Source organism: Streptococcus castoreus DSM 17536 (genome assembly GCF_000425025.1).
In the GTDB taxonomy this organism is placed as follows: domain Bacteria; phylum Bacillota; class Bacilli; order Lactobacillales; family Streptococcaceae; genus Streptococcus; species Streptococcus castoreus.
In genome coordinates this window covers 1-26,446 of record NZ_AUKZ01000027.1, presented here as the reverse complement: position 1 = coordinate 26,446, position 26,446 = coordinate 1, and the positions used below count along the sequence as shown (strand labels likewise).

Here is a 26,446-nt window from a genome sequence, read left to right as displayed (position 1 = left end):
ATCTAAGACAGTAACTATTCCTGAGAATATAGAATTCACCTTCATTCCACCCTATACACCTGAAATGAACCCTATTGAACAAGTATGGTCAGAGATTCGCAAACGTGGTTTCAAGAATAAGGTATTTAGAACTCTAAGTGCGGTAATGGATAAACTTCAGGAAGTTATTCAAAACTTATCTTCTGCTCAACTCAAATCAATTGTACATAGAGATTGGGCATCGGCTATTTTGCTGTCCTTTGGTGTTTTGTCTACGATGCACCTTTTTCTAAAAAAATTATTGTTTAGAATTAAAGCGATCAGCAAGTCCAACAATAACCAAGACAAGTCCTATACCAACAAAAATGTGCTTAGAAGCAAAAAGTCCATAGAGAATAAAAATAGTGGCGCTGAGATAAGAGATATATGCTTTTGTCATCTAATTGTTTACTTTCTTTAAGTACTATATGCTTTATTATATCACAAAATCTTTTAGCTACCATAAGCAGCGAAAATGGTAGAGGTATTTTCTAAAGACATTAGCTTTTCTTTTTTCCGATTTTAGTTTCCTTAGTGGTAGTGACTTTAGTCTTAGAGGACAACAGAAATCTCGGTAGAAGTGAATCTGTAGAGAGTATAAGAAAGCAAAAAGGTAGTCACATTTTGTACAAAATAGCTACCTTTTTGCTTTCGTTAATTAGGGTTTCATCGTAGGGAAAAGAAGAACATCGCGGATGGTTGTCGTGTTTGTTAATAACATGCAAAGGCGGTCAATACCGATTCCCAGTCCACCTGTTGGTGGCATACCATATTCAAGCGCTTCGACGAAATCGTAATCAATACCAGTTGCTTCGTCATCACCGAGTTCTTTTGCCTGTGCTTGCGCTTCAAAACGACATAATTGGTCAATCGGGTCATTTAATTCAGTGAAGGCATTGGCATATTCTTTAGTCATGATGAAAAGCTCAAAGCGGTCAGTGAAACGCTCATCTTCAGAATTTTTCTTAGCGAGCGGAGAAACTTCAACAGGGTGCCCAAAGATAAAGGTTGGCTGAATCAAGGTTTCTTCAACAAATTCTTCAAAGAAAGCATTGATAATATGCCCTACACTGGTAAAGTGTTTTTCAATAGGTACTCGTTTTTCTTTAGCGAGTGAAATCGCTTTGTCAAGAGTCATTTCTTGCCAGAAGTTGATCCCAGTAATTTCCTTAATAGCATCAACCATATGAACACGTTTAAATGGTTTGTTAATATGGATTTCAGTTCCTTGATAATCAATAGGACCATCTCCTTTGACAGCCTTGGCAGCGTGTTGGATAATGCCTTCTGTCAAATTCATGATGTCCAAGTAATCTGCATAGGCTTGGTAAACTTCGATAGAGGTAAACTCAGGATTATGAGTTGCATCCATTCCTTCATTACGGAAGATACGACCAATTTCATAAACACGTTCCATACCACCAACAATCAAACGTTTTAAGTGAAGTTCCGTTGCAATGCGTAGAACCATATCAATATTTTGAGCATTATGGTGGGTGATGAAAGGGCGGGCAGCAGCACCACCTGCTTCGTTATGAAGAACAGGTGTTTCAACCTCTAAAAATCCCAGTCCATCAAGGTAACGTCGGATTTCAGAAATCATTTTTGAACGTGTGATGAAGCGATCGAAGCTTTCACGGTTTGAAATTAAATCTAAGTGACGTTTACGATAGATGGTTTCAATGTCAGTTAATCCATGAAATTTTTCAGGAAGGGGACGAAGAGATTTAGAAAGGTGGGTTAATTTAGTTGCTTTAATGGACAGTTCGCCCATATCTGTTCGCATAACCTCGCCTTCAACACCAATAAAGTCTCCTAGATCCGCTTTTTTGAAAATCTCATAATTATCATCGCCAACAGAATCCTTACGCACATAGAGTTGAATTTGCCCGTCACGGTCTTGGATGTGTGCAAAACCAACTTTACCTTTGCCACGCTTGGTCATCAAGCGACCAGCAATGATAGCTGTCTCATTTAGTTCGTGTAAGTCTTCTTTTGTTTTGGCAGCATATTTTTCTTTTAATTCAGCAGAATTAGTAGTACGGTCAAAGCGTTTACCGAAAGGATCAATTCCTTGTTCAGCCAGAGCCATCATTTTTTCACGACGGACAATTTGTTGATCATTTAATTCTTCGATGTGTTGATTAGACATGTTTTCCTCCAATACGTTTTCTCTCCTATTGTATCATAAAAGAGTGTAGAATACATCTCTATTTCGTTGATAACACGTTATGTTATACGCATGAAGAAATGCGTAACTATTTTCTAGCCACATGCATTTTTTCAAAATATTTTCAAATTTTTGCATTCAGTTATAGGCGCTTCCTCATTTTCATCGTTATTATAACAAAATTTCTTCATGCGTTTGTCCTACGTTGATAAGAGAGAAGCAAATCTTGGATTGAATTTGAAAAGCCTATTGGAAAATAGTATAATGAAAACATTACGTTAGAAAAGAAAAGAGACTCATGATTACTGCTATTGTTTTTGATGTGGATGACACAATTTATGACCAGCAAGCGCCTTATCGCATGGCTATAGAGAGTTGTTTTCCTAATTTTGATATGTCGGTGATGAATCAAGCCTATATCCGTTTTCGTCATTATTCGGATACTGGTTTTCCTAAGGTAATGGCAGGTGAATGGACAACAGAGTATTTTCGCTTTTGGCGTTGTAGGGAAACTTTGCTTGATTTCGGTTATCATGAAATTGATGAAGCAACTGGGAGGCATTTTCAAGAAGTCTACGAACATGAACTTGAAAATATTACTATGCTAGACGAAATGCGCATGACTCTTGATTTTTTAAAATCAAAAAATATTCCTATGGGGATTATTACAAACGGACCAACAGAGCATCAACTGAAGAAGGTCCGTAAGTTGGGTCTTTATGATTATATTGATCCCAAGCGTATTATTGTGAGTCAGGCAACTGGTTTTCAAAAGCCAGAAAGAGAAATTTTTAACTTAGCCGCAGAACAATTCGATATGCATCCGCAGACGACGCTTTATGTTGGTGATTCTTATGATAATGATATTATGGGTGCTTTCAATGGCGGTTGGCATTCGATGTGGTTTAATCACAGAGGTCGTCAGCTAAAACCAGGAACGAAACCTGTTTATGATGTTGCGATTGATAATTTTGAACAACTATTTGGGGCGGTCAAGGTTCTCTTTGATTTACCTGATAATAAATTCATTTTTGATGTCAATGATAAGAAAAATCCTATTTTACAAATGGGAATTAATAATGGTTTAATGATGGCAGCGGAGCGTCTACTTGAAAGCAATATGAGTATTGACAAGGTAGTTATCTTGTTACGTTTGACCAAGCAGCAAGAAAAAGTATTGCGAATGAAATATGCTAGGTAGGGCAAAATTCGTTTGGTAGTCCAATATCATTAAGTTCCTTTAGTGTTTGTCTAATGATACTTATTTAAGAGCATGGCAGAAACACAGTGTTTTTATTGTTGTGGTTCGAAGTTACAGGAAAAATTCCCTTACGATAATTGCGCAAGGGAATTATTAACTTAATAGCATTGGTCTGATAGCTTACTTTTTTATTCTTGTTGAGATACAAAAATAATCGCCAAAAAGAAAGTTTGGTGATTGTTTTAGGTTTCTAAAAAGATTTGTCATTCCAAGTCAAGCAATGGAAATTTTGGCAGTCATCAGTTTCAAGAATAGTTAAGCTAGCGTTATCTAAGCTGCCATTGGCTAAAAGAAGGGCAGGTTCAAAGCCTAAGAGAGAGCGAATTGTTGCCGTTAAATTAGCACCATGACCAACGATTAAGACATGATGATAGTCTTTTTCTTTAAATGATAGAATGAGTTTTTGAACACGTTGCGTGGTTTGATGGATGGATTCGGCTCCGAATTGATGGGTTTTGAATAGGGCTAAATTTTGACGAAAAGCTAACATTTGTTGGGGATAGATATTAGCCATGGTTGCTATTTTTCCCCTTCTAATCTTCCTAATTGCCATTCTCGAAGCTGGTCAGTGTAGTCAATAGTTGGGGGATTGTGGATTTCTTTTAAAATAATACCTGTTGTTGTGACAGCCCTTTGCAAATCACTGGAATAAACAGCATCAAAAGGAATTTTAGCAAGCCTTTTTCCCACTGCACGAATATCATTTTTAGCTTCATCAAGTAACGGTGAATCACCACTTGCTCCTTGGAAACGACCTTCTAAATTCCAAAGGGTCTTGCCATGTCTCACAAAATATAATTTCATGGATAGGCTCCTTTCAAAGATGTTTGACACGTGCCCCAAATGGGAAAAGGCTGATAAGTGCAAGTTTGAGACATTGACTAGCAAAAGGAATGCCAATAACGGTTAAGCAAAGTAAAAAAGCAGAAGTTAGGTGTAAAATAGCTAATTCCCAACCGCAAAGCAGAATCCAAAATAGATTCAAAAGAAGGCTACCGATTCCTGTGCCGATGTCGATAGCTTTTCCAAATGGAAAGAGACCGAAGTTTCCAATTTTAAAGCACTGAAACCCAAAAGGAATACCAACGATGGTAAGACAAAATAAAATTCCAAGAAATGACCAAACTAGCCAAGCCCAAAAACCAGAAAGGATAAACCAGATTATATTTGCGATAGATGTCATTTTTTCTCCTTTATGTCTGCAAAGCTAGCGCCAACAAAATTAGCGAGATCACGACTGGCAATCTGAATAGAACGTCCAATTTCACCAGCTGAAACAATCATTTTTTCTTTTTCTAAAGCAGATAGGTCAATAAAAATAGGATAGTTGTGTTTTTGTCGAATGCCCACAGGATTATTAGCTCCATGAATATAGCCTGTTGTTTTCTGCAATTCTTTTTGAGGAATCATGGAAACTTTTTTGTTTCCAGAGACTTTTGCCAATTGTTTTTCAGAGAGATGTTCGGTTATAGGAATGATTCCGATGAGAGGACCTGTCTTATCTCCCACCAAAGCAAGGGTTTTATAAATATCTGTCGATTGGAGGTTGTCAGGCAAAACTCTTTCCAGAGCATTAAGATTAAGTCCTTGATAACTAATTTTTGCCTTATCTAAAATTTGTTCAACCAACGTTTTCTTGATGTTTGCTTTTTTAGCCATAATTGTATCCTTATCATTACAATAAAAAATGGTATGCTGTAAATTATACCATTTTTTAGAGATAACTTTCAAATTGTCACGATTTATTTCTTAGGATCAAAAAATTGTGGTTGAGCTGATAAAATAATCAAAAGAACTGAAACGGTCACTAAAAAGGTGAGAAATCCGGCTGTACCATTGACCGTAAAAGAATACCAGAGTGGAGACATCCCTTTAGCATAGCTTCCCCAGAAGATAACTCCGGCAATAAAGTGCCATAAGTAACGCACACCAACAGCTAATAAACTAGCAAGAAGAGCAATGAAAAGGGAAGTTCTCTTTTTTTGCTTTCTTAGATTAGCCGCTAGACTGTCAGAAAAACAACCAGCTAGTCCCATCGAAACAAAGGCTAAAATATACTCAATAAAAACTTGTGGCAAGCTTAGGTAGTAAATTTTTCCAAGAACAAAGTGGAGAAGTCCCCAAATGAGACCTGCAAGTAGTCCGTATTTTAATTGACGACGTAAGGAAAATATAACCAGAGGAATTGCACCATAGGAAGGGCTAAACCAACCAACAAAATCTGGAATAAAGGATAGCGCCATTGCAAGGGCCGCAAAAATAGCAGTTTCAATGAAGCACTTAACATTGGTATTTTTTGACATAAAAAACTCCTTTTGTACACAAAAAGAGTATCGTTTTCCCAATTATTATTGATTGGTCACAATCCCTCCGCTTGTACTAACAAGATCAGGTCCTTAGGATTTCGCAACTGCGATCTCAGCCAAAGCACTCCTTTGTGAATCATTATATTTATATTCCCTTATATTATATGATTTGATGAACACCTTGTCAAGAAAGAGTGTCTACGATCACAACAAACATATGAAGAAATTCAATTACTGAAAATAATATAAAAACTTCAAAATGTGTTGTCTAAGCTGATTAATTGTTAGTCCTTTAGAAGTTTTATCTCGGAATTTCTAAGATTTGTTTAAATTCCATCAGAAAACATTGGTTTTGCTAAATGTCTTTATTTCAGTAGGTAAGTACTTATTTTTGAGAGATTGTAGTTGTTTTCACATGTTTGCCGGTGCGACTTGTTGAAAGGCATCAAAAAAGATTGGTTGAAAAATTGCCAATCCTTTTATTCTTTTAGCTTACCAAAAAGTTTTTCAAAGGTTTTTTTAGTATCTTTTGTAACAGCAATTTGGTTTAAATCCAAGGGATTTTTAAAGCCATTAAGATAACCTCGTGATGTGTACTGATGTAGGTCGTAATCCAAGTTAGTATTTGGAGCCATTTCGTAGTAACCTGAGTCACTGCCATAGGTTGGAATCCAAACGGCATCAAATCCCTTTGTCGAAATTTCTTGCTCAGCCATAAAGTAGGTTCCAATGTATAAACCGACATTTTCGGCACCAAGTTTTTTTAGTTCGTCACGAAAAGCCTTAACTCCTTTATTCATATCTTTCATGGTTACCTCTTCAACATCAATCCAGTAATAGGTTGGATTGAAAGGAGAGGCATTTTTGTAGAAGGTTCGTGCTTCTTCACGCATTTCTTTGGTGCTACGACCAAGAGCATAACTGTAAACAGCTACAGGAACATTACGTTTTTGAAATTCTTTGATGTGTTTCTTAAATGATTTATCAATCCCCGTTTTAAATGCAGCATTATTGTGAGCTGTGATTTGTGATCCTCCATAGACACGAACAATCGCTGCCGAAATATTATGAGACAAGGTGTCATAGTCAATTTCTTTTGGGAGCTGCCAACCGGAAACATCAATAATAGGTTTTAAGATAAAGTTTTCATTGTTTGAGGTGCTTGTCGTTGATTTACTTGAACTACTAGTAACGATTGGAACATTGGCTTTAGCTTGACGCAGTTCTTTTTGTTTTAGCGTATCAGAGTGTATTTTGCCAATAATGAGTAAAATAGCAATCAAGGTAAAGAAGACTAGCACTACAATTGGTTTTATTCTTCTTCTCATTACTGCTATTGTACCGTAAATGCGGGGAAAAATCAAAGTATCTCAACTGTTTTCTTAATATTATTCTTTGTTTGATAGTTTGACTAAAAATTTGTCAGAACAGCTTTAGTTCGCTAGTTGTTTCAGTTGGATGATAATTATCGACTATCGTTAATCACGAGAAAGGTTAATTGTGTTCTTATAATACTTTCCTTTTTATGACTTTTCTCATTTTTGGAGATAGGGTACTAAACTAGTCAAGTCATTAAAAATCTGTCATAATAGGTAAAAAGAATTTTAAGGAGAGGAAAAATGTCTGCTAAAATTATTCGCCGAGTAGCTATCATGTCGACTCTTTGTTTTGTGTTACGCCTAGCTTTTAGTGGGCTACCTAGCGTTCAGCCCATAACGGCTCTGTTGTTGGTTTATTTGCTTTATTTTGGTTTAACTGAAGTTATGTTAGCAATGGGGATTGGGATGTTTTTATCTGCTTTTCCCTTAGGGTTTGGACCTTGGATTTTTTGGCAGATAATGTGTTTTAGCTTTGTCTTAATTCTTTGGCGATGTGTCTGCTATCCATTGGCTAATAAATTTCTCAGGGTTTCTGTGATAGCGCAAGCGGTGGGGGCTGCTTTCTGTGCTTTTCTTTATGGAGTTATGATTGATAGTTGCTTTGCTTATTTGTATAGTATGTCTTGGTGGTCTTATGTGCTTGCAGGAATGTCTTTTAATATGGTTCATACTGTGTCAACGTTGTTTTTTTTCCCACTGATATTAATGTTCCTTAAGAGACGATTGGGTGGCAAATAAATTCAAAATGATTGACTTAGCAAACTTATCTGTTAGTAGGTTGTTCTCGAGTAAAGTAAATTGTAAAATCAAAACCTGTAAAAAAGACGATCAAGTGCAGCTAGTCGTCACTGAAGATATAAGTGTGATCAATGAAATGGTTTCTTGCGAAAAAGGGGATACCATATTAGAGGTGCTAAAAGACAGTTAGTTATGAAGTTAAAGAAAAAAGCAGCTTTACTATAATTAATGATGGCACTAAGCGCGATATGAAGGCAAACTAATATTGGGGCTTCAAGGGTCATGAGGAGACAGTGGACAAAGCAATCAACAAATCACTGTCAAAGATGGCGATAAAATGAAATTTTTACCAAGAGGTTTTCAAATAATTAATAGCTAAGAATAGGCTAATTAAGAGGGAAGATAGTTCCTGAATAGCCTGTTTTTTAATATACAGTTGACTAATACAGTTAGGCGATATATAATATAACTATCTAGTTTAGCGATAGAAAGGGATACTTAATGAAACGCCATAAACAGTTACCATTAACGGAGACCACTTATTATATTTTGCTGGCTCTCCTTTTTCCTGCACATGGTTATGCCATTATGCAAAAGGTTGAGGAAATGAGTGAGGGTGATGTTCGAATAGCAGCAGGAACGATGTATGGTGCCATTGAAAATCTTTTAAAATTAAGGTGGATCGTAGCCGTTCCAAGCAATGATAAACGCCGAAAAGTTTATGAGATTACTGAGGCTGGTCGGCGGATATTAGCATTAGAAACAGAACGTTTACGAAAACTTAGTGACTTAGCAAAGGCATATCATTTGTAAGGAGAAAGTTATGAAAAAGTATAAATGTTTTCTTTCAGGTCTTGAGGAAGAAGAACAATGGATTAATAAGGTCCAAAAAGAGGGCTATTCCTTAGTTGGTGTGAGTCAGTGGTTACCCCTTTACAGGTTTGAAAAAGTTACTCAAGATCCTAAACTGATCAGGATAGATTTTAAGGATTACATGTCTGCAAGTAAGTATCAAGATTACATTACTCTTTTTGAAGATAGTGGTTGGAAGCATCTTTCAGGGAGTCGTTTTGGGGGATTACAATATTTCCAACAGCAAACAATGAATAGTGATACCGATATTTTTTCAGATGAAGAGTCTAGGAAACAGATGTTGAAAGCTTTTTATAACTCTACCTTATTTTCAGGATTTTGTTCATTCATTGTTATTTATGCTAATTATTCGAGCCATTCGATTAATCATTGGTACTTAAATTCCGATATTTGGCAAATTTCTTGGCAAGCAAGCCTTGTTTTACTTCCTTTAGTCATTCTTTTTTTAGGCGTACCGATACTCTTGATGATGATGACTCTCTATTACCTCATCAAAGCTTGGAATCTCAAGACAAAAGTATAGATAAAACCCCAGATTTACTTTTTAGTCTGGGGTTTCTAATCTAATTAAGTAACGCTTTAAGCTGTTTTTCTATCACTTTTGGATCGGTTTTTGAAGAATAACGCTCAACAACCTGACCGTTTTGGTCAATAAGGAATTTGGCAAAATTCCATTCAATGCGCTTGCCAAGAGGACCGCTTTTTTGTTCTTTTAACCAAGTAAACAGTGGATCGGTTTCTTTACCATTCACTTTGATTTTAGCAAAGCGAGGGAAAGTGGTTTGATAATTGAGACGACAAAAAGTATTGATTTCCTCGGCCTCACCTGGTGCTTGACCAGCAAATTGGTTACAGGGAAAATCAAGAATGTCAAAGCCTAATTCGTGGTAGCTGTTGTAAAGGTTTTGGAGACCTTCATACTGTGGTGTCAATCCGCACCCTGTGGCAGTGTTAACTATGAGGATGACCCTTCCTTTATAATCTGCTAGCGTTAACTCTTTACCATCTTGCCCTTTAACCGCAAAGTCATAAATATTAGTCATGTGACATCTCCTCAGTGTAAGCTATGATGTAATTTACTGTGTCACTCAGGAATTGAATCGTTTCGCGCAAGGGTTTGTCTGTTGAAATGTCAGCACCGATCAGGAGGGCGGTGTTTAGTGGTGTACGACTTCCTCCTGATTTTAGGAATTCAAGCCATTCGTTTGCTCCGTTTGGATTGCTTTTGAGATTGAGGTAACCTGCTGTTGAAATGACAAGCCCTGCTGAATAGGTATAGCTGTATAGCCCCATATAATAATGTGCCTGACGCATCCATGTAAGGGCTGCATCATCATCAATTTCAACAGCCTCCCCCCAGAATTCTGTTAAGACTTCTTTCATCATGGCATTCAGTTGATCAGCGCCAAAAGTGCCTCCCTCTTCAATGAGAGTGTAAACCTTACGTTGGAAAGCGGCTTCTAATAAATGGGTGATGAAGTTGTGGAAGTAAGTATCTGTTAAACGGTGGGCAAGGGCAAAGCGTTTTTGACGTGGAGTATCAAATTGATGCTCTAAGTAGTCACTAAGCATTAACTCGTTGAACGTTGATGGTGCTTCCACGTAGTAAGTTGACATGTGGGTATTGAAATAACTTTGGTGATTGTCAGAGAAGATAAACTGACCAGAATGTCCAATTTCATGGATAAGTGTGTAGACATCACTCATGCGTCCAGTCCAACTCATAAGGACATACGGATGAACCTTATATGGGTCAGCTGCGTAACCTCCAGAATCTTTATTGGCATTAGCTGCAAAATCAACCCAGCGTTCTTTTTGGTAGCGCTCAACTTCTTGAATGTATTCCTGACCGAGTGGTGCTAATGATTTCATGACCAAATCATAGGCATCATCAATAGATACTTCTGGATTGAGGTCATTATCAATATCTAATTTCCAGTCTGCAAAAGTCATTTTTTTCAAACCATTAACCTTAGCGACATGTTTTAAGAATTTTTGAGCTACTGGTCCAAATTCTGACATAATCAAGTCAATTTGACGATCAAACATGCGACGATCGACTTCTTGCTCAGCTAGGAGATAATCAAAGACAGAATCGTATCCTTTCATATCAGCCAAGAGTTTTTCTGACTTGACTTTGGCTAAGTAGGCAGCGGCAGCCGTGTTTTGATGTTTGCGGAGACCTTTTGAGAAAGATCGAAATGCTTTGTTGCGAACGTCAGCATTTTCATGGTTTTGGTAGAAGTTTTCGTAGGATACAAAGCTATTTTTATACGTTTTACCGTTTACTTCAAAGTCATCCATTTCAAAGTCACCTGCCCGCATTTTGGTGTAAATGTCATAAGGAGCATTGATCACTTCACGAAGATTAGCTAAAGCTTTTTCCACATCAGGGCTTAACAAATGTTCTTTTTGAATTTTTGCCATACGAATAGCTGCGCTAAAATAAGGATTCTTTTCTAATTCATCAAGAACCTTTGAGTCAGCATTGGCTAAGGCTGTATCAAAAAAGCTAAGTGCAACACTTGCCTTGGTCATAAAATCATCACCAGCTTGAGCAATTTGGGCAAATTCTTCACTTGAAAAATCAGTTGTCTGAGGCATAAAAGCATAGGTGCCGATATGACTCATTTGAATATAGATTTGTTCAATATCCATCAAAGCTTGGGTAAAATCTTGAACGGAAATTAACTGGCCTTCGTAGTTGCGTTTGAAGAGATCGACATCTTGCAGGGCTTTTTCAATGGCAAGCAAAAAATCTTGATGATCTTTGTAAAGAGCTGTTAAATCCCAGAGTTCATTTTCAGGGAATTCTGAACGTTTTTTTAATTCCATAATTTTCTCCTTAACGTATGATTAAAACTAGTATAACAGAATTTAGCTGAGATACGATAGAAAAGAAGTTACAAACAGTATGACAGATAAAAACGCTTGCTTTCATGTAAAGGTAAACATTACTGCTAAGAATGCTTTTATTTTCAGTAAAAAGTGGTATGATAAAATGAGAGATTAGTAGAAGAGGAGCCAGTAGTTTGTCACTTAAAAAGTTAGAGAGTAGTAGCAACCAATCCATTATTTCTGAAGAAGTTACTATTTTGAAGGAAATGTTAGAAAAAATCACTCGTCGTATGATTGGAGATGAGGCTTTTGCAACTATCGAAAAAATCATCGTCTTGTCTGAAAAGCAAGACTATGTGCTCTTGGAGAAATTGATCGCAAGTATTTCCAATGATGAGATGGATGTCATTTCGAGGTATTTTTCTATTTTACCTCTTTTGATTAACATTTCAGAAGATGTAGACTTGGCTTACGAAATCAACCGTCAAAATAATACGAATACAGATTATTTGGGTAAATTGTCTCTAACCATTGATGCTGTTGCTGAAAAAGAAGGTGGTAAGGCAATCTTGGAACGGGTCAATGTAGTGCCTGTCTTAACGGCACACCCGACACAGGTGCAGCGCAAGACCATTCTTGAATTAACAAACAATATTCACGATCTCCTTAGAAAATACCGTGATGTCAAAGCTGGCGTGGTTAATAAAGAAAAATGGCACAATGATCTTTATCGTTATATTGAGATCATTATGCAAACGGACATTATTCGTGAGAAAAAACTCAAGGTTAAAAATGAGATTACCAATGTTATGCAATACTATAATGGTTCTCTGATTCAGGCAATTACCAAACTAACGGCAGAGTACAAGTCCTTGGCTCAAAAACATGGATTGGATTTGGAAAATCCAAAACCAATTACTATGGGGATGTGGATTGGTGGTGACCGTGATGGCAATCCATTTGTCACAGCTGAAACCTTGCACCTGTCTGCGACGGTTCAAAGTGACGTTATTCTAAATTTTTATATTGAAAAATTGTCAGCCTTATACCAAACGTTTTCTTTGTCGTCAGCCTTGGTTCCAACCAGTCCGGAAGTTGAACGCTTAGCTAGCCTGTCTGATGATCAATCCATTTATCGTGAAAATGAGCCTTACCGTCGAGCTTTTCATTATATTCAATCCCGTCTAATGCAGACTCGCTTGCAATTAACTGATCAAACGAAAACGATAAGAGCAACTTATGCCAATGATCATATCCTTTCATCAGTGCAAGCCACGTTAGAGGAATCTCATGAAAATGCTGTTTTAGCCTATGCTTCGCCTATTGAGTTTAAAGAAGATTTAAAAGCTATTGAGCAATCCCTTCTTGAAGCTGGTGATACTGCTTTAGTTGATGGTGATTTGCAGGAAATTTTACAGGCTGTTGATATTTTTGGTTTCTTTCTAGCAAGTATTGATATGCGGCAAGATTCTAGTGTGCAAGAGGCTTGTGTGGCAGAATTGTTAAAAGGTGCCAATATTGTTGAGGATTATAGCTCACTAACAGAATCTGAAAAATGTGAGATTCTTTTAAATGAATTAACCAACGATCCAAGAACCTTGTCATCAGCAGCTGTTGCCAAATCAGAACTCTTAGAAAAAGAATTAGCTATTTATACAGCTGCACGTCAGTTAAAAGATAAGCTTGGCGAAGAAGTGATTAAACAACATATTATTTCACATACTGAGAGTGTTTCAGATATGTTTGAATTAGCGATTATGCTTAAAGAAGTTGGTCTCATTGATAAGCAAAAAGCGCGTGTGCAAATTGTTCCCCTCTTTGAAACGATTGAAGACTTAGACAATGCACGAGATATCATGAAAGCTTATTTGAGCTACGATATTGTGAAATCATGGATTGCAGCCAATGCGCATTACCAAGAAATTATGCTAGGCTATTCAGATAGTAATAAAGATGGTGGTTATTTGGCTTCAGGTTGGACGCTCTATAAGGCTCAAAATGAATTAACCGCTATTGGGGAGGAAAACGGGGTTAAAATTACTTTCTTCCATGGTCGTGGTGGAACTGTTGGGCGAGGCGGTGGTCCTTCTTATGATGCTATTACATCACAGCCATTTGGCTCTATTAAAGACCGAATTCGGTTAACGGAGCAGGGGGAAATCATCGAAAATAAATATGGTAATAAGGATATTGCTTATTATCATTTAGAAATGCTCATTTCTGCCTCTGTCAATCGTATGGTGACACGGATGTTGACCAATCCAGATGAGATAGATGGCTTTAGGGAGATTATGGATGGCATTGTTGCAGACAGTAATCATATTTACCGACAATTAGTATTTGATAACCCGCATTTTTACCATTACTTTTTTGAGGCTAGTCCAATCAAAGAAGTTTCCAGTCTGAATATTGGTTCCAGACCAGCAGCACGTAAAACTATTACAGAAATTACAGGACTTCGTGCCATTCCTTGGGTTTTTTCGTGGTCACAAAATCGTATCATGCTTCCAGGCTGGTATGGGGTTGGTTCTGCCTTCAAGCATTATATTGACAAAGAAAAAGGAAACCTTCAACGTCTCCAACACATGTACCAAACTTGGCCATTTTTTCATTCTCTACTATCAAATGTTGACATGGTGCTTTCTAAGTCAAACATGAATATTGCTTTTCAGTATGCTCAATTAGCGAATAGCCAGGAAGTTCGAGATGTTTTTCATATTATCTTGGATGAGTGGCAACTAACCAAGAATATTATCCTTGCCATTGAAGGTCATGAAGAACTTTTAGAAGACAATTCTTCGCTTAAACAAAGCTTGAATTTTCGGCTTCCTTATTTTAATGTCTTAAATTATATTCAAATTGAGTTAATTAAGCGTTTACGTAACAATCAACTGGATGAAGATTATGAAAAATTGATTCATACCACAATTAACGGTATTGCTACTGGTTTGCGCAATTCAGGCTAACAATTAGTTTTACTATTGATGTCCCAAAACTTGATGATCTCAATAATAAAAGAGGAGTTCTAGTATGTTTAAGCATTGGTATGTTGCCTTGTTTAATCAAGTATCTAGAGCTTTTTCTTCTTATTGTTTGTCGCCTTTTTCTTTTGTTTGCTGTTGAAAGGTGGTATAATGCTAAATGATTACTTCAAAAACTATAGGGGAAACTATGAAAATTGATAAAAGGCATCTGTTAAATTATTCCATATTACTGCCTTATTTGATTTTGTCGGTAATAGGTTTGATTATGGTTTATTCCACAACAAGTGTCAGCTTAATTCAAGCTCATGCTAACCCATTTAAGTCTGTCATTAATCATGGGGCTTTTTGGATGATAAGCTTGATTGCTATTGTGTTTATTTACAAACTGAAGCTGAATTTTTTAGCAAATACCAAAGTTTTAACATTAGTCATGTTAGTAGAGATGGTTCTTTTGATTATTGCTCGTTTTTTTACAACAGCTATTAAGGGAGCGCATGGTTGGATTGTTATCGGACCAATTAGTTTTCAGCCTGCAGAATATTTAAAAATTATTATGGTTTGGTATTTGGCGCTGACTTTTTCTAAGATTCAGGAAAAAATTAGTCATTACGATTACCAGGCTTTGACTAGGCGTAAGTGGTGGCCAACAGAATGGAGCGATTTACGGGATTGGCGTGTCTATTCTTTGCTGATGATTCTTTTAGTTGCCGCTCAACCAGACTTAGGAAATGCTTCGATTATTGTTTTGACAGCTATTATTATGTTTTCAGTTAGTGGCATTGGTTATCGTTGGTTTTCTGCTATTTTGGTCTTGATTACCAGTCTGTCCACCATTTTTCTTGGAACTATTGCGGTTATTGGGGTGGAGAAAGTAGCAAAGATACCTGTTTTTGGCTATGTTGCCAAACGTTTCAGTGCCTTTTTCAATCCTTTCCATGATTTGACGGATTCGGGGCATCAATTAGCCAATTCGTATTATGCGATGAGTAATGGTGGTTGGTTTGGAAGAGGGCTGGGCAATTCGATTGAAAAGCGAGGCTATTTACCAGAAGCTCAAACAGACTTTGTGTTCTCAGTGGTGATTGAGGAATTAGGATTGATTGGAGCGGGGCTTATTTTAGCGCTTGTCTTTTTCCTCATTTTACGTATTATGAATGTAGGCATCAAAGCTAAAAATCCATTTAATGCTATGATGGCATTAGGTGTGGGAGGAATGATGCTAGTGCAGGTGTTTGTTAATATTGGTGGTATTTCAGGATTGATTCCTTCAACCGGTGTGACTTTCCCTTTTCTCTCACAAGGTGGGAATAGTCTGTTGGTGCTATCGGTAGCGGTAGGGTTTGTTTTAAATATTGATGCCCATGAAAAACGTGAAGACATTCTAAAGGAAGCAGAGCTTTCTTATCGGAAAGATGTGCGAAAAGAAAATAGCAATGTGATTAACATTAATCAATTTCAATAAAAATCTCCTTTGAGGGATTTTTTTTGTAACCGAAATAGGATATGATACGTTATATCAGTGTAGAGGGGAGGTGGAACTCATCAAGTTAGAACCTTACGAGGAGGAGTTAATTGCTTATTCAAAAGAAATCATTGCTTATTTAGTGACCTCAGGTGTGCCTCGTCAAACGGCATGTGACATTAGTCAAGATGTTTTCTTAAAAATGCTGGAAAGTGATATCATTTTGCCCCCAAGGAAAATGAGAGCTTGGATGTATCGAGTAGCTGTCAGAAAATACATTGATCAATATAGGAGAGACAAAACTTATCTCCAAATTCTCCAGCGTGAATTTTTCCACCAAGAAAAGGTCATAGAATTTGATCATCCCAATTATACACCTCTTTATGAAGCGATTAATCATCTACCTGACAAATATCGAATGGTCTTAACTCTCTATTACTTTCATGACTTGTCTGTCAAAGAAATGGCTAGTATATTACACAAGTCTATTAGCAGTGTGAAAGTGAACTTGATGCGGGGGCGAGCCTTGTTAAAAGGTAAACTAAAGAAAGCAGGATATACTTATGAAGACTTCAATGGATTTTGAAAAGATTGCAAAGGCAAGCAAATGGCATTCACGACTTAAAACAGCGATGATCAGTAGCATAGCAGCGTTAGTAATGGTATTGATTGCTTATATGGGATTGTCTAAACTCACGAGCATAAATGGTGAAAAAATAAAAGATTACTATATTTTAAGATCCGAAATTGCCTACCCCAATATTGATTACCATACTTGGGGATACGATGTCAAAACACAATTTACAGGAGCTTTTATTTCTCACCGATTTAAGACTATTGCAGGTATTGAAGTCCCTTTCGAGCCATTTGAATCTAACTATGCTTTAAAACCCGGCTTAAATTTGAATAGCAATAGTGATGGTTTTTCAAGTGGTGATCAAGGGAAATCTGCCTATACTTATACCAATCATTATAAAGTTCCACTTTTTTATAATACTAACCACAACTATACTAATGATGACCAAAGGCAACCTACCCAAGATATTCCTTTGTTACAACGGATGTCTGGTCAAGCAGTAGAGGTTGCAATTACATTTGACAAGCCCTACACTTTTGAGGAAATCACAAGATTGGTGCCTAGTAATCTCCAAATTAATTGGTACTGGATTGGCAGTCAAAGCAAGGTTGATACAACTGTTTTAAGATTATCTGATCAGTTTGGTATGGCCTACACAAAAACACAAACACAAACTTACCAAGAAACGAAGCATCAAGAAAAGGCTATGGCTAAAGCCTTGAAGAAAGATACAACTGGTAAGCAGGTTAATGAGCAAACGAGCCTTGAAAATGCCTTTACTTTTATGAAAGGCTACATGGAAGAAGCTTTGGCAAAAGATTATTTTGGCAGTAGTTATGGTGATGCTAACAATAAACTATTGAACACCAAGACGGATATAAAATCGTATTTAAAAGCAAATCCTAATGCTAAGACTGCTAAATTTGCAGGTGTTATCTTAACTGGTCGTGCAGAAAACTTTAGACAGATTGAAACAGCGAAGTGGATTTTCGCTTCTAACATTGGTCAATCTGTTCAAATTCAACCATATCATTACTTAGAGAAATAGAAATCTGTAAATCTCTAGCTTAGCATCTTGGAGACTGTAAAATATTATTGTAGTTTGAGAGAACGAGAAATCGTTTTCTTTTTTATTATTACTAGGCAGCAGTTAGTCAAGTTTTGCTATGATTAAAAAAACAGATAAAAAACAGATAATCTTTAGAAAAACGATAGATTGGTTTGTTATACTACGTTTATCAATTTATAAAGGAGTTTTTCAATATGAAATTTAAAAAATTACTAGTAATCTCAATTTTGGCGGTGACTGCATCAGGTGTTTTAACGGCTTGTGGTTCAAAAAGTAATTCAAAAAAAGAAGCAACCAAAGAAATAAATACATCTAATCTAGAGGGAGATGCTGTAAGTAAAAAAACAAAAACGGTTGATGGTAAGGAAGTGACTGAGTATACAATGGAAGATGGCAATGTTGTTCAGATCCCAACAGAAAATAAAGATAAGTTAGCTTCTGATGATTCCTCTTCAAATAATTAAGAAAAATGTTAGAGTTTTGAGGAGTACTAATAGTATTAGTAACTTTATAAGATAGGATAGTTTTGTTTTCATAATTTTAAAGGCATCATCAGGGTCATATAAGCGAATCTTCACAACTATCGTTTATATGACTTTTATGCTAATAAGACAATAATTAAGGAATTTGATAGCTAATCTTACTAGATTACATTGAGTTCAAGTATTACAAGGTTCATGATATGATGCGGTTTTCAAACGAATCACTTGGCTATTAGTGCTAGTAAGCATGGTTTTTATGACCAAAAAAAGAAGTATTTTAGATTTAAATAATTTGGAGCAATAAGGAGAAAAAATGATTAAGTTCAAACAAAAGATGACACGTAAACAAATAGCGCTATTAAGTGTAGCGGTTTTAACTTGTGTTGCTGGGGGAAGTTACGTTGTTATTAGCCAACATAATCAATTAGGGTCGGTAGTGACAGATGCTAATAAAATTAAGTCTTTAACTGTCCAAGAAGCCATTAACCAATCAAAAGCTGTTAGCCTTACACTAGCAGGAGAAGTTAGCGCTAACAATAGTAGCAAAGTGAAAATTGATTCTTCTAAAGGTGAAGTAAAAGAAGTATTGGTAAAAAATGGTGATACGGTTACTGCAGGACAGCCTCTTTTTTCTTATGAAACAGCTCAACGTTTAACTGCCCAATCGTCAGAGTTTGATGTGCGGACAAAGGCTAATCAAGTAGAATCTGCTAAAGTAAGTGCTTCTATAAAGTGGGGAACTTACAATCGTAAGGTAAATGATATTAATGCGTTAAAGACAAAGTATAACAATACACAAGATGAGAGTTTATTAGAACAAATTCGTAGTGCAGAAGACAGTGTAGCGCAAGCACTAAGTGATGCAAAGACAGCAGATAATGATGTAAGAACAGCTCAAATTGACCTTGAAAAAGCCAATGCAACAGCAGCTACAGAGAAAAATCGCTTGCAATATGATACTGTTAAGGCAGACACAGCTGGTACAATTGTTAGTCTGAACGCTGAGCTTCCAAATCAGTCAAAAGCTAAAAAAGACAGTGAAACATTTATGGAAATTGTTGATAAATCTAAAATGCTAGTTAAGGGAACAGTCAGTGAATTTGATCGAGAAAAACTAAAAATTGGTCAAAAGGTAGAAATTATTGACCGAAAAGATAATTCTAAAAGGTGGACTGGGACGGTTACACAGGTTGGTAATCTTAAAGCTGAAGGTAATAGTCAAGGAAATGGAAATAACCAACAGCAGGATAATCCTAACCAAGCAAAATTTCCATATGTGGTTGAATTAGATGCTGTAGAGAAGATGCCTCTAATAGGTTCACACACTTATGTCAATGTTCTTAGTGTCACACCAGAGTCTGGTAAAGTTGTTTTAAAAGACTCTTTCATTATGAAAGAAGGGAACAAAACCTATGTCTGGAAAGTAGAAAATAAAATGATCAAGAAGCAAGAGGTGAAAGTTAAAGAGATAGCTAAAGGTTATTTTGAAATCTTGGAAGGCATCGGATTGAAAGATAAAATTGCTTTACCAATTGCAGGAATGAAAGACGGGATGGAGGTAGGAAGTATTGTTAAGCCTTAAAGATATTCGGAAAAGCTACCGTCTTGGTGATGAAGAATTTCCAATTTTAAAAGGTATTGATTTAGCTGTTAAAGAGGGTGACTTTCTAGCCATTATGGGACCATCAGGTTCAGGAAAATCAACGTTGATGAATATTATAGGTTGTTTAGATAAACCTGGGTCTGGTTCATACTATATTGAGGATAGAGATGTATCATCATTATCTGACAATGAACTTGCGGATTTGAGAAACCAGAAGATCGGTTTCGTTTTTCAAAACTTTAACTTAATGCCGAAACTAACTGCATGCCAAAACGTAGAACTCCCTTTAACTTATATGAATGTTCCCAAAAAAGAACGTCGGGAAAGAGCATTAGAAATGCTTCGATTAGTCGGTTTGGAAGAAAGAAGTGAATTTAAACCGATGGAACTCTCCGGGGGACAAAAACAAAGAGTGGCTATTGCACGTGCCTTGGTGACGAACCCTAGTTTTATCCTTGGAGATGAACCAACAGGGGCCTTAGATACAAAAACAAGCATACAAATCATGGATTTATTTAAACGTTTCAATGATGAAGGTAAAACAATTATTATCATTACCCATGAACCTGAAGTAGCAGCACTATGTCAAAAAACAGTTGTTTTAAGAGATGGTAACATTGAGCATGCAGGTTTGGAATAGGGAGGAAAACAATGGAAGATATTATTGTAGCCCTAGGGTCTATATTGTCACATAAAATGCGATCTATGCTAACGATGTTAGGCATTATCATTGGTATTGGTGCGATTATCGCCATTTTTTCAATCATTGAAGGGAATACGGAGAATACGAAAAGACAATTAATTGGTGGCAGTAATAATACCATTAATGTTGTCTTTAATAAGAAAAGCCTAATTGATCCCACTCTTCCTGACAAAGCTAATGCGAAGAAGCCAGATTATATTCCTTTTATGGATGAAGCGTCATTAGAAAGTATCAAGCAAATTAAAGGTGTCAAAAATGCCCTTATTTCCTATAGCGTTGAGGATAAACTTTATCATTTAAGCCAAAAATCAACGGCAAAAATTTCTGCAATTTCTCAAAATGTTGCTGAGATTAGACGAATGCAGGTAATTAAAGGAAGTGATTTTACAGATAAGGACTTTAAAGATCAAAAACAAGTGATTTATTTAGAAAAGTCCTTGTATGAATCGCTTTTCCCAAAAGATGATGGTGTGGGAAAATATGTGGAGGTGAAAGGCAATCCATTTAAGGTAATCGGCGTGTTTGAGTCTAAGGATCGCAATAGTTTAACAAGTGGTGCTGAAAAAATAGCTTATATTCCATTGAATCAATGGTATAATATCCTTAGTGAGGTTGATGCAACTCCTGAAATCACTGTTCAAGCTGCTCAGGCAGACGATTTAAAACCAGTTGCCAAACGTGTTAGTGATGCTTTGAATCAAAAACTTCCAAAATCAGACTATATGTTTGGGGTTATGAACCTTCAGGAATTTGAACGTCAGTTAGATAATCTGAATCAATCAAACTTTGTTTTGTTGGCAGGGATTGCAAGTATTTCATTGATTGTTGGTGGTATTGGTGTTATGAATATTATGTTGGTATCAGTGACAGAAAGAACGCGAGAAATTGGTATTAAAAAAGCTTTAGGGGCTAGGCGTAAGCTAATCTTGAAACAGTTCTTGATCGAGGCTGTTATCTTAACCTTGATGGGTGGAATTATTGGTGTCGTAACAGGGATGATTTCGGGCTATATTATTACTCAATCACTTGAGTATCCGTACATTCTTTCATTATTCTCTGTCGTATTAAGCCTAGCATTTTGTTGTATCATCGGGATTGTATTTGGACTATTGCCTGCTCTTAAAGCTTCCAAGTTGGATCCAATTGAAGCACTACGCTTTGAATAGCTGTGTTGCTATATCTGTCTAAACGTCTTTTAATTTTGATCGAAGAAGTTTTGTGCGAATACGACCTTGCTTTATAGCCCATTCCCATTTTTGATAATAAAACCCGCCACATAGAGAGGAAACTTATGGTTAAGATATTAGTTGTCGAGGATGATGAAACAATTAATCAGGTTGTTTGTGAATTTTTAAAAGCCAATGATTACCAAGCCGATCCTGTGTTTGATGGACATGAGGCTTTGCAAAAATGCGAGGAGACCTCTTATGATTTGATCATTTTAGATATTATGTTGCCTTCTATAGGTGGTTTAGATGTTTTAAAAACAATTCGGCAAACATCTAATGTTCCTATTATTATGTTAACTGCTTTGGATGATGAATACACACAATTAGTTAGTTTTAATCATTTAATTAGTGATTATGTCACTAAACCATTCTCGCCCTTGATTTTGATGAAACGGGTTGAGAATGTGCTGAGAGTTGCTGTTCCCAAAGAGCGACTACAGCTTGGACAGTTATCTATTGACTATAGTGAGCATAGCGTGTATTGGCAGGACACATTGGTGAAATTAACCAAAAAAGAATATGAAATTATTGATTATTTATCTCGAAGAAGTCAAAAGGTTGTTACTAGAGAACAACTCATGGATGGCATATGGGGGTATTCAGAACTAGACACTCGGGTATTGGATAATCATATTAAGAATCTTCGTAAAAAAATGGTGGGGATTCCCCTAACAACGATTACGGGAATGGGTTATTTGTTAGGGGAACGCGAGTGAGACTGATAAAAAAAACATTTTTAGTGATTAATAGTTTAATTATTGTCGTCGTTACAACAATTTTATTAGCCCTCTATTTTGTGATGCCTCTTTACTATAAGCAAGTTAAGACGAAAGAGGTTATTTATGCATTCAAACAGACTAGTAAGCAAATTGAAGGAAGAACAATAACTGAAATTAGTGATATTTTGACCAAAAAAATGGATAAAAACAATATCTGGTATAGTTTAGTAGGCAGTAATAATCAGTTACTTTATTCCTCATTACAATTATCTGATGGCGTAAATAGCAATTCCAATGTTAATATTGTAACCAGTTGGGAAAATTCTTATTCGAATATAAAAACCTTGAGTCACAAGGTGACATTACAAAATGGTAAGAAAGTTACATTGTTTGGGCAAGTATCATTTCACTCGATAACTGATGCCAGTAAAGTGCTATTAAAACTTTATCCTTATTTGCTTGTTTTTTCATTAACACTTGGCAGCATTGTCGCCTATCTTTATAGTAGGACATCTAGTCGGCGACTTCTTAACATTTCACAGATGACAAGGAGAATGGCCAATCTAGAAGCGAATTTATCGTGCACTGTTCAAGGTGAAGATGAAATAGCCACTTTGGCAAGTGATATTAATCGCCTATATCGTCGTCTTTTCACAAGTATTAAATCGTTAGAAAAGGAGTATGAAAAGGCTGCCGATTCAGAACGTGAGAAGTCTGAATTTTTACGAATGACCTCTCATGAGCTAAAGACCCCAATAACTAGTGTCATGGGCATGATTGATGGCATGCTTTATAAGGTTGGTGATTTTGCTGATCGTGATAAATATTTACGAAAATCTAGAGAAGTTTTGGAAGGTCAAGCACAACTGGTTCAATCTATTTTATCACTTTCTAAAGTTGAAATAGCTGCTTTACAGCATAATGAAGAGTTCTCCCTCAGACAAAGTTTAGAAGAGGAAATGGAAGTCTTTCTTATCTTATCAGAACTACAGAATTTAAAAATTAGTATTGATTTAGAAGAGCAGTTAGTTAAAGCTAATAAGGTTTATCTCTTAAAAGCTATCAAAAATCTCATAGACAATGCCTTGAAGTATACAAAATCAGGTGGAAAAATTGTTATTCAGCTACATAATGGACAGTTAATTATTAAAAATGAAGCTGAAGTATTGTTAACTCAGCAACAAATAAAACAGTTGTTTCAACCATTTTACAGACCTGATTATAGCCGTAATCGAAAAGATGGCGGCACTGGCTTAGGTCTGTTTATCACACATCAAATTCTTGAGCAATACCATTTCACTTACGAGTTTACCGTTAGAGACAATCGTTGGATGGTTTTTACAATTAATTTTCCAAGCAAAGATACAATATAATGGTCTCGTGGTGAAAAATAACGGTTATTTGGATACCACTAGGTATTGATTATTGCATAACTAAAAGATAGGAGAAAGTCTGACTATGAAGAAAAAGAAACTATTAGCAGTAACGTTATTGAGTACGTTGTTGTTAAATAGTATGGCACCATTAGTTGTTGCTGATACCATTCAAGAGACGTCATCGTCGCCTACTGATAAAAAGACGGTGTCAAAGAGTCAACAAGCAAAAGGCAGTTCCAAATTAATAAAAGAAAAAAAGACTATGATAGATGGTCAAACTCAGTCCCAAAATGATGAAAAAAGCCTAACCGATCAAGAATCGGAGGTCTCTTCTAAAGAAAGTAATTCCAAAGATAAGAAGTCAAATTCTACAGAAAAACAGCCAAATGACACAGCAGATACGGACAATGAAAAAGGAGAAAAGGAGAAACAAGAACAGCAGGAATCACAGCCAAAAGTGGATAATCCCAAGGTGCAAGACGCTCCATCTCCTACAGTACCTTCTAAAACATCTGCTGTTCAGCAACCCATTAACCAAGTTCCTATTTTGCCGATGTCATCTTTACCCCCTGTTTTTGATGAAAAAAATGAAAAGTCAAGATCATCTAGCCGATCATCTGCAGCTTATGTTCAGCACTGGACGGGAGATTCTGCTTATTCTCACAACCTGTTATCACGTCGTTATGGAATAACAGCTGAACAATTAGATGGTTTTTTGGACAGCTTAGGCATTCCTTACGATAAAGAACGTCTAAATGGAAAACGATTATTGGAATGGGAAAAAGCATCAGGATTAGATGTTAGGGCTATCGTTGCTATTGCTATGGCAGAGAGTTCTTTAGGTACTCAAGGAGTTGCCAAAGAAAAGGGAGCCAATATGTTTGGTTATGGCGCTTTTGATACCAATCCTACTAATGCCAAACGTTACAATGATGACAAAGCCATTCGTTATTTGGTAGAAGAGACAATCATTCAAAATAAGAACCAGACGTTTGAAAGGCAAGATTTAAAGGCTCAAAAACTTGCCTTAGGTCAGTTAGATACGCTACGTGAGGGAGGTGTCTATTTTACAGATACTAGTGGTAGTGGTCAACGCCGGGCAGATATTATGACTAGATTGGATCAGTGGATTGACGCCCATGGAGGAACTCCTGAAATTCCTGAGCATCTAAAAGTGGTTTCAAGTTCTCAGTTTAGTGAGATTCCACTTGGCTACAGAACATCTGCTCCACTAAATGTACTAAATTATCGAACTACCACCTATTCTTTTGGTCAATGCACATGGTATGCTTATAATCGTGTGCAAGAATTAGGCTACAAAGTAGATGAGTATATGGGAAATGGGGGAGATTGGCAGAATAAATCAGGTTTTGTGACAACTCATAAACCTAAAGTCGGTTACGTTGTGTCATTTTCACCGGGTCAAGCTGGTGCAGATTTGACTTATGGACATGTTGGTGTTGTTGAACAAGTAAAAGAGGATGGATCAATTTTAATTTCAGAGTCAAATGTTATGGGATTAGGTATTATTTCTTATCGAACTTTTTCAGCAGACCAAGCTAAATTATTGTCTTATGTTGTTGGAGAAAAAATCAAAAATCATAAGTAAATTGTCAGAATAATTTCATAACAAGAAGTAATTGTAAATTGAAACTAGCCAAATATTTGATAAGTGTCTTGACAGCTATCAAATATTTGGCTATACTATTTCTGCAAAGGAGATAGTATGACGAAAAAACCGACACAAATAATAGCCTATACTTCAATTTTAGTAGCTTTTGCCATTTTGATTCCGCTGACCATGCCTATTAAGGTCATTATTGGACCAGCTTCTTTTACCTTAGCCAGTCACCTTCCATTATTTCTGGCTATTTTTATATCAGTTCCAGTGGCTCTTTTGGTTAGCCTTGGAGCAGGACTTGGTTTTCTATTAGCTGGTTTTCCTTTAGTAATTGTTTTAAGGGCCTTTTCTCATTTTATTTTTGCTTTTCTAGCAGCTTGGTGGATCAAAAGGTATCCACAAGTCTTGCAATCGCCACTAAAGATTTTTGGTTTTGCGTTTATTGTTAATCTGGTTCATGGTATTGCTGAATTTGCAGTTGTTTATGCCTTAACAGTAACGACAGCGACTTCCTTATCTTACTTGTGGTTTATGCTAGGTTTGATTGGACTTGGTTCCCTTATTCATGGCATGATTGATTTTTATCTGGCATTAGCCCTCTGGCGATTTTTATCGAAAAGAGTGGGGTTGTCTATTACCAAGCACTAAGAGTTGGTCATTCCATTATCTCTTACCATAAAGAAGCCCTTTCTTAGTGTGTACTGCACCCCAAAAGTTGGACAAGAAATTATTGAAAGGATTTAGTTCTGTATGGTACGGGACTAAGTCCTTTTAATTTTGTTTTGATTCGTTTGTTGTTGTAATAAAAAATGTATTCGGTAATGGCTTGTTCGAGTTCGTCCAGTGATTGATAGGATTTCTCAAAACCATAAAACATCTCAGATTTTAAAATGCCAAAGAAAGATTCCATCATACCATTGTCAAGGCTATTGCCTTTGCGAGACATCGAAGGGCGAATGCCTTTAGAAGCCAAGAAATGATGATAAGATTGGTGTTGATATTGCCAGCCTTGGTCACTATGAAGAATAGTTCCCTCAT

At 36.4% G+C, this 26,446-nt stretch carries 24 protein-coding genes, 2 pseudogenes and 1 riboswitch; of the genes and pseudogenes, 17 read left to right on the top strand and 9 right to left on the bottom strand.

Annotated elements, in window-relative coordinates; translation table 11 throughout:
• Positions 1-217, top strand: a pseudogene (locus H346_RS09880) (transposase); the annotation flags it as partial.
• A gap of 459 nt (positions 218-676) precedes the next feature.
• On the opposite strand, the gene lysS reads toward H346_RS09880, so the two are convergent.
• Entirely contained in the window at positions 677-2,170 is a 1,494-nt protein-coding gene (gene lysS, locus H346_RS0107245) for a lysine--tRNA ligase (RefSeq protein WP_027970500.1), read from the bottom strand.
• A 316-nt stretch (positions 2,171-2,486) separates the two neighbouring features.
• On the opposite strand from lysS, the gene H346_RS0107240 reads away from it, so the two are divergent.
• Positions 2,487-3,389, top strand: a complete 903-nt coding sequence (locus H346_RS0107240; RefSeq protein ID WP_027970499.1) for an HAD family hydrolase — start codon at positions 2,487-2,489, stop codon at positions 3,387-3,389.
• A gap of 250 nt (positions 3,390-3,639) precedes the next feature.
• Here the strand turns inward: H346_RS0107240 and H346_RS09875 are convergent.
• The 5 genes and pseudogenes from H346_RS09875 to H346_RS0107215 all read right to left on the bottom strand — a co-directional run bounded on the left by H346_RS09875 (position 3,640) and on the right by H346_RS0107215 (position 7,083).
• Positions 3,640-4,253: pseudogene (locus tag H346_RS09875) on the bottom strand (histidine phosphatase family protein).
• Between the two features lie 13 nt (positions 4,254-4,266).
• A complete protein-coding gene (locus tag H346_RS0107230; protein WP_027970498.1) occupies positions 4,267-4,632 on the bottom strand; it encodes a YccF domain-containing protein in 366 nt (121 codons plus the stop codon).
• Positions 4,629-5,108: an aminoacyl-tRNA deacylase gene (locus tag H346_RS0107225; RefSeq protein WP_027970497.1), complete on the bottom strand. Its 480-nt coding sequence runs from the start codon at positions 5,106-5,108 to the stop codon at positions 4,629-4,631. Before H346_RS0107225 ends, H346_RS0107230 begins: the two co-directional genes overlap by 4 nt.
• Before the next feature lie 83 nt (positions 5,109-5,191).
• On the bottom strand, positions 5,192-5,752 hold the full coding sequence (thiT, locus tag H346_RS0107220) for an energy-coupled thiamine transporter ThiT (RefSeq protein ID WP_027970496.1): 561 nt from the start codon (positions 5,750-5,752) through the stop codon (positions 5,192-5,194).
• A gap of 45 nt (positions 5,753-5,797) precedes the next feature.
• Positions 5,798-5,894, bottom strand: a riboswitch (TPP riboswitch).
• 340 nt (positions 5,895-6,234) lie between these two features.
• Positions 6,235-7,083 (bottom strand): glycoside hydrolase family 25 protein, encoded by an 849-nt coding sequence (locus H346_RS0107215; RefSeq protein WP_027970495.1) that lies wholly within the window; start codon positions 7,081-7,083, stop codon positions 6,235-6,237.
• 291 nt (positions 7,084-7,374) lie between these two features.
• Here H346_RS0107215 and H346_RS0107210 point away from each other — a divergent pair, with 291 nt between their 5' ends.
• The 3 genes from H346_RS0107210 (at position 7,375) to H346_RS10055 (ending at position 9,268) form a co-directional block, all read left to right on the top strand.
• Positions 7,375-7,872: a membrane protein gene (locus H346_RS0107210; protein ID WP_027970494.1), complete on the top strand. Its 498-nt coding sequence runs from the start codon at positions 7,375-7,377 to the stop codon at positions 7,870-7,872.
• A gap of 501 nt (positions 7,873-8,373) precedes the next feature.
• Positions 8,374-8,685, top strand: a complete 312-nt coding sequence (locus tag H346_RS0107200; RefSeq protein WP_027970493.1) for a PadR family transcriptional regulator — start codon at positions 8,374-8,376, stop codon at positions 8,683-8,685.
• 10 nt (positions 8,686-8,695) lie between these two features.
• Positions 8,696-9,268 carry a DUF2812 domain-containing protein gene (locus tag H346_RS10055; RefSeq protein WP_051188366.1) on the top strand — a complete coding sequence of 191 codons (573 nt, stop codon included), beginning with the start codon at positions 8,696-8,698 and terminating at the stop codon, positions 9,266-9,268.
• 40 nt (positions 9,269-9,308) lie between these two features.
• On the opposite strand, the gene H346_RS0107190 is transcribed toward H346_RS10055, so the two are convergent.
• Positions 9,309-9,788 carry a glutathione peroxidase gene (locus tag H346_RS0107190; protein ID WP_027970492.1) on the bottom strand — a complete coding sequence of 160 codons (480 nt, stop codon included), beginning with the start codon at positions 9,786-9,788 and terminating at the stop codon, positions 9,309-9,311.
• Complete coding sequence (gene pepF / locus H346_RS0107185; RefSeq protein ID WP_027970491.1) at positions 9,781-11,580, bottom strand: oligoendopeptidase F; 1,800 nt, start codon at positions 11,578-11,580, stop codon at positions 9,781-9,783. The genes H346_RS0107190 and pepF overlap by 8 nt, the downstream gene beginning before the upstream one ends.
• Before the next feature lie 197 nt (positions 11,581-11,777).
• Here pepF and ppc point away from each other — a divergent pair, with 197 nt between their 5' ends.
• The 12 genes from ppc to H346_RS0107120 all read left to right on the top strand — a co-directional run bounded on the left by ppc (position 11,778) and on the right by H346_RS0107120 (position 26,056).
• Positions 11,778-14,549, top strand: a complete 2,772-nt coding sequence (gene ppc, locus H346_RS0107180) for a phosphoenolpyruvate carboxylase (RefSeq protein WP_027970490.1) — start codon at positions 11,778-11,780, stop codon at positions 14,547-14,549.
• A gap of 205 nt (positions 14,550-14,754) precedes the next feature.
• The gene (gene ftsW / locus H346_RS0107170; RefSeq protein ID WP_027970489.1) at positions 14,755-16,029 is read left to right on the top strand and encodes a cell division peptidoglycan polymerase FtsW; all 1,275 of its coding nucleotides are present in this window, start codon (positions 14,755-14,757) and stop codon (positions 16,027-16,029) included.
• Between the two features lie 70 nt (positions 16,030-16,099).
• Entirely contained in the window at positions 16,100-16,615 is a 516-nt protein-coding gene (locus H346_RS0107165; RefSeq protein WP_244147255.1) for an RNA polymerase sigma factor, read from the top strand.
• Positions 16,593-17,654, top strand: a complete 1,062-nt coding sequence (locus H346_RS0107160; protein WP_027970487.1) for an anti sigma factor C-terminal domain-containing protein — start codon at positions 16,593-16,595, stop codon at positions 17,652-17,654. Before H346_RS0107165 ends, H346_RS0107160 begins: the two co-directional genes overlap by 23 nt.
• A 215-nt stretch (positions 17,655-17,869) precedes the next feature.
• Positions 17,870-18,139, top strand: coding sequence for a hypothetical protein (locus tag H346_RS0107155; RefSeq protein WP_027970486.1), 270 nt, complete (start codon positions 17,870-17,872; stop codon positions 18,137-18,139).
• A 331-nt stretch (positions 18,140-18,470) separates the two neighbouring features.
• Positions 18,471-19,739 carry an efflux RND transporter periplasmic adaptor subunit gene (locus H346_RS0107150; protein WP_027970485.1) on the top strand — a complete coding sequence of 423 codons (1,269 nt, stop codon included), beginning with the start codon at positions 18,471-18,473 and terminating at the stop codon, positions 19,737-19,739.
• The gene (locus H346_RS0107145) at positions 19,726-20,400 is read left to right on the top strand and encodes an ABC transporter ATP-binding protein (protein ID WP_027970484.1); all 675 of its coding nucleotides are present in this window, start codon (positions 19,726-19,728) and stop codon (positions 20,398-20,400) included. The genes H346_RS0107150 and H346_RS0107145 overlap by 14 nt, the downstream gene beginning before the upstream one ends.
• A gap of 11 nt (positions 20,401-20,411) precedes the next feature.
• A complete protein-coding gene (locus tag H346_RS0107140) occupies positions 20,412-21,629 on the top strand; it encodes an ABC transporter permease (RefSeq protein ID WP_027970483.1) in 1,218 nt (405 codons plus the stop codon).
• A 125-nt stretch (positions 21,630-21,754) separates the two neighbouring features.
• Positions 21,755-22,408, top strand: a complete 654-nt coding sequence (locus H346_RS0107135) for a response regulator transcription factor (RefSeq protein WP_027970482.1) — start codon at positions 21,755-21,757, stop codon at positions 22,406-22,408.
• Positions 22,405-23,784 (top strand): HAMP domain-containing sensor histidine kinase, encoded by a 1,380-nt coding sequence (locus H346_RS0107130; protein WP_027970481.1) that lies wholly within the window; start codon positions 22,405-22,407, stop codon positions 23,782-23,784. Before H346_RS0107135 ends, H346_RS0107130 begins: the two co-directional genes overlap by 4 nt.
• An 85-nt stretch (positions 23,785-23,869) precedes the next feature.
• On the top strand, positions 23,870-25,396 hold the full coding sequence (locus H346_RS0107125) for a CHAP domain-containing protein (protein WP_027970480.1): 1,527 nt from the start codon (positions 23,870-23,872) through the stop codon (positions 25,394-25,396).
• A gap of 117 nt (positions 25,397-25,513) precedes the next feature.
• Positions 25,514-26,056 carry a hypothetical protein gene (locus H346_RS0107120; RefSeq protein WP_027970479.1) on the top strand — a complete coding sequence of 181 codons (543 nt, stop codon included), beginning with the start codon at positions 25,514-25,516 and terminating at the stop codon, positions 26,054-26,056.
• 79 nt (positions 26,057-26,135) lie between these two features.
• Here H346_RS0107120 and H346_RS0107115 read toward each other — a convergent pair.
• The coding region (locus H346_RS0107115) for an IS3 family transposase (RefSeq protein ID WP_027970478.1) at positions 26,136-26,446 on the bottom strand (311 nt) is incomplete at its 5' end.

Excerpts from the sequence above, each read along its gene's own strand:
- lysS (WP_027970500.1), bottom strand. The coding sequence starts at position 2,170 with ATGTCTAATCAACACATCGAAGAATTAAATGATCAACAAATTGTCCGT.
- H346_RS0107240 (WP_027970499.1), top strand. The coding sequence starts at position 2,487 with ATGATTACTGCTATTGTTTTTGATGTGGATGACACAATTTATGACCAG.
- H346_RS0107230 (WP_027970498.1), bottom strand. The coding sequence starts at position 4,632 with ATGACATCTATCGCAAATATAATCTGGTTTATCCTTTCTGGTTTTTGG.
- H346_RS0107225 (WP_027970497.1), bottom strand. The coding sequence starts at position 5,108 with ATGGCTAAAAAAGCAAACATCAAGAAAACGTTGGTTGAACAAATTTTA.
- thiT (WP_027970496.1), bottom strand. The coding sequence starts at position 5,752 with ATGTCAAAAAATACCAATGTTAAGTGCTTCATTGAAACTGCTATTTTT.
- H346_RS0107215 (WP_027970495.1), bottom strand. The coding sequence starts at position 7,083 with ATGAGAAGAAGAATAAAACCAATTGTAGTGCTAGTCTTCTTTACCTTG.
- H346_RS0107210 (WP_027970494.1), top strand. The coding sequence starts at position 7,375 with ATGTCTGCTAAAATTATTCGCCGAGTAGCTATCATGTCGACTCTTTGT.
- H346_RS0107200 (WP_027970493.1), top strand. The coding sequence starts at position 8,374 with ATGAAACGCCATAAACAGTTACCATTAACGGAGACCACTTATTATATT.
- H346_RS10055 (WP_051188366.1), top strand. The coding sequence starts at position 8,696 with ATGAAAAAGTATAAATGTTTTCTTTCAGGTCTTGAGGAAGAAGAACAA.
- H346_RS0107190 (WP_027970492.1), bottom strand. The coding sequence starts at position 9,788 with ATGACTAATATTTATGACTTTGCGGTTAAAGGGCAAGATGGTAAAGAG.
- pepF (WP_027970491.1), bottom strand. The coding sequence starts at position 11,580 with ATGGAATTAAAAAAACGTTCAGAATTCCCTGAAAATGAACTCTGGGAT.
- ftsW (WP_027970489.1), top strand. The coding sequence starts at position 14,755 with ATGAAAATTGATAAAAGGCATCTGTTAAATTATTCCATATTACTGCCT.
- H346_RS0107160 (WP_027970487.1), top strand. The coding sequence starts at position 16,593 with ATGAAGACTTCAATGGATTTTGAAAAGATTGCAAAGGCAAGCAAATGG.
- H346_RS0107155 (WP_027970486.1), top strand. The coding sequence starts at position 17,870 with ATGAAATTTAAAAAATTACTAGTAATCTCAATTTTGGCGGTGACTGCA.
- H346_RS0107150 (WP_027970485.1), top strand. The coding sequence starts at position 18,471 with ATGATTAAGTTCAAACAAAAGATGACACGTAAACAAATAGCGCTATTA.
- H346_RS0107140 (WP_027970483.1), top strand. The coding sequence starts at position 20,412 with ATGGAAGATATTATTGTAGCCCTAGGGTCTATATTGTCACATAAAATG.
- H346_RS0107135 (WP_027970482.1), top strand. The coding sequence starts at position 21,755 with ATGGTTAAGATATTAGTTGTCGAGGATGATGAAACAATTAATCAGGTT.
- H346_RS0107125 (WP_027970480.1), top strand. The coding sequence starts at position 23,870 with ATGAAGAAAAAGAAACTATTAGCAGTAACGTTATTGAGTACGTTGTTG.
- H346_RS0107120 (WP_027970479.1), top strand. The coding sequence starts at position 25,514 with ATGACGAAAAAACCGACACAAATAATAGCCTATACTTCAATTTTAGTA.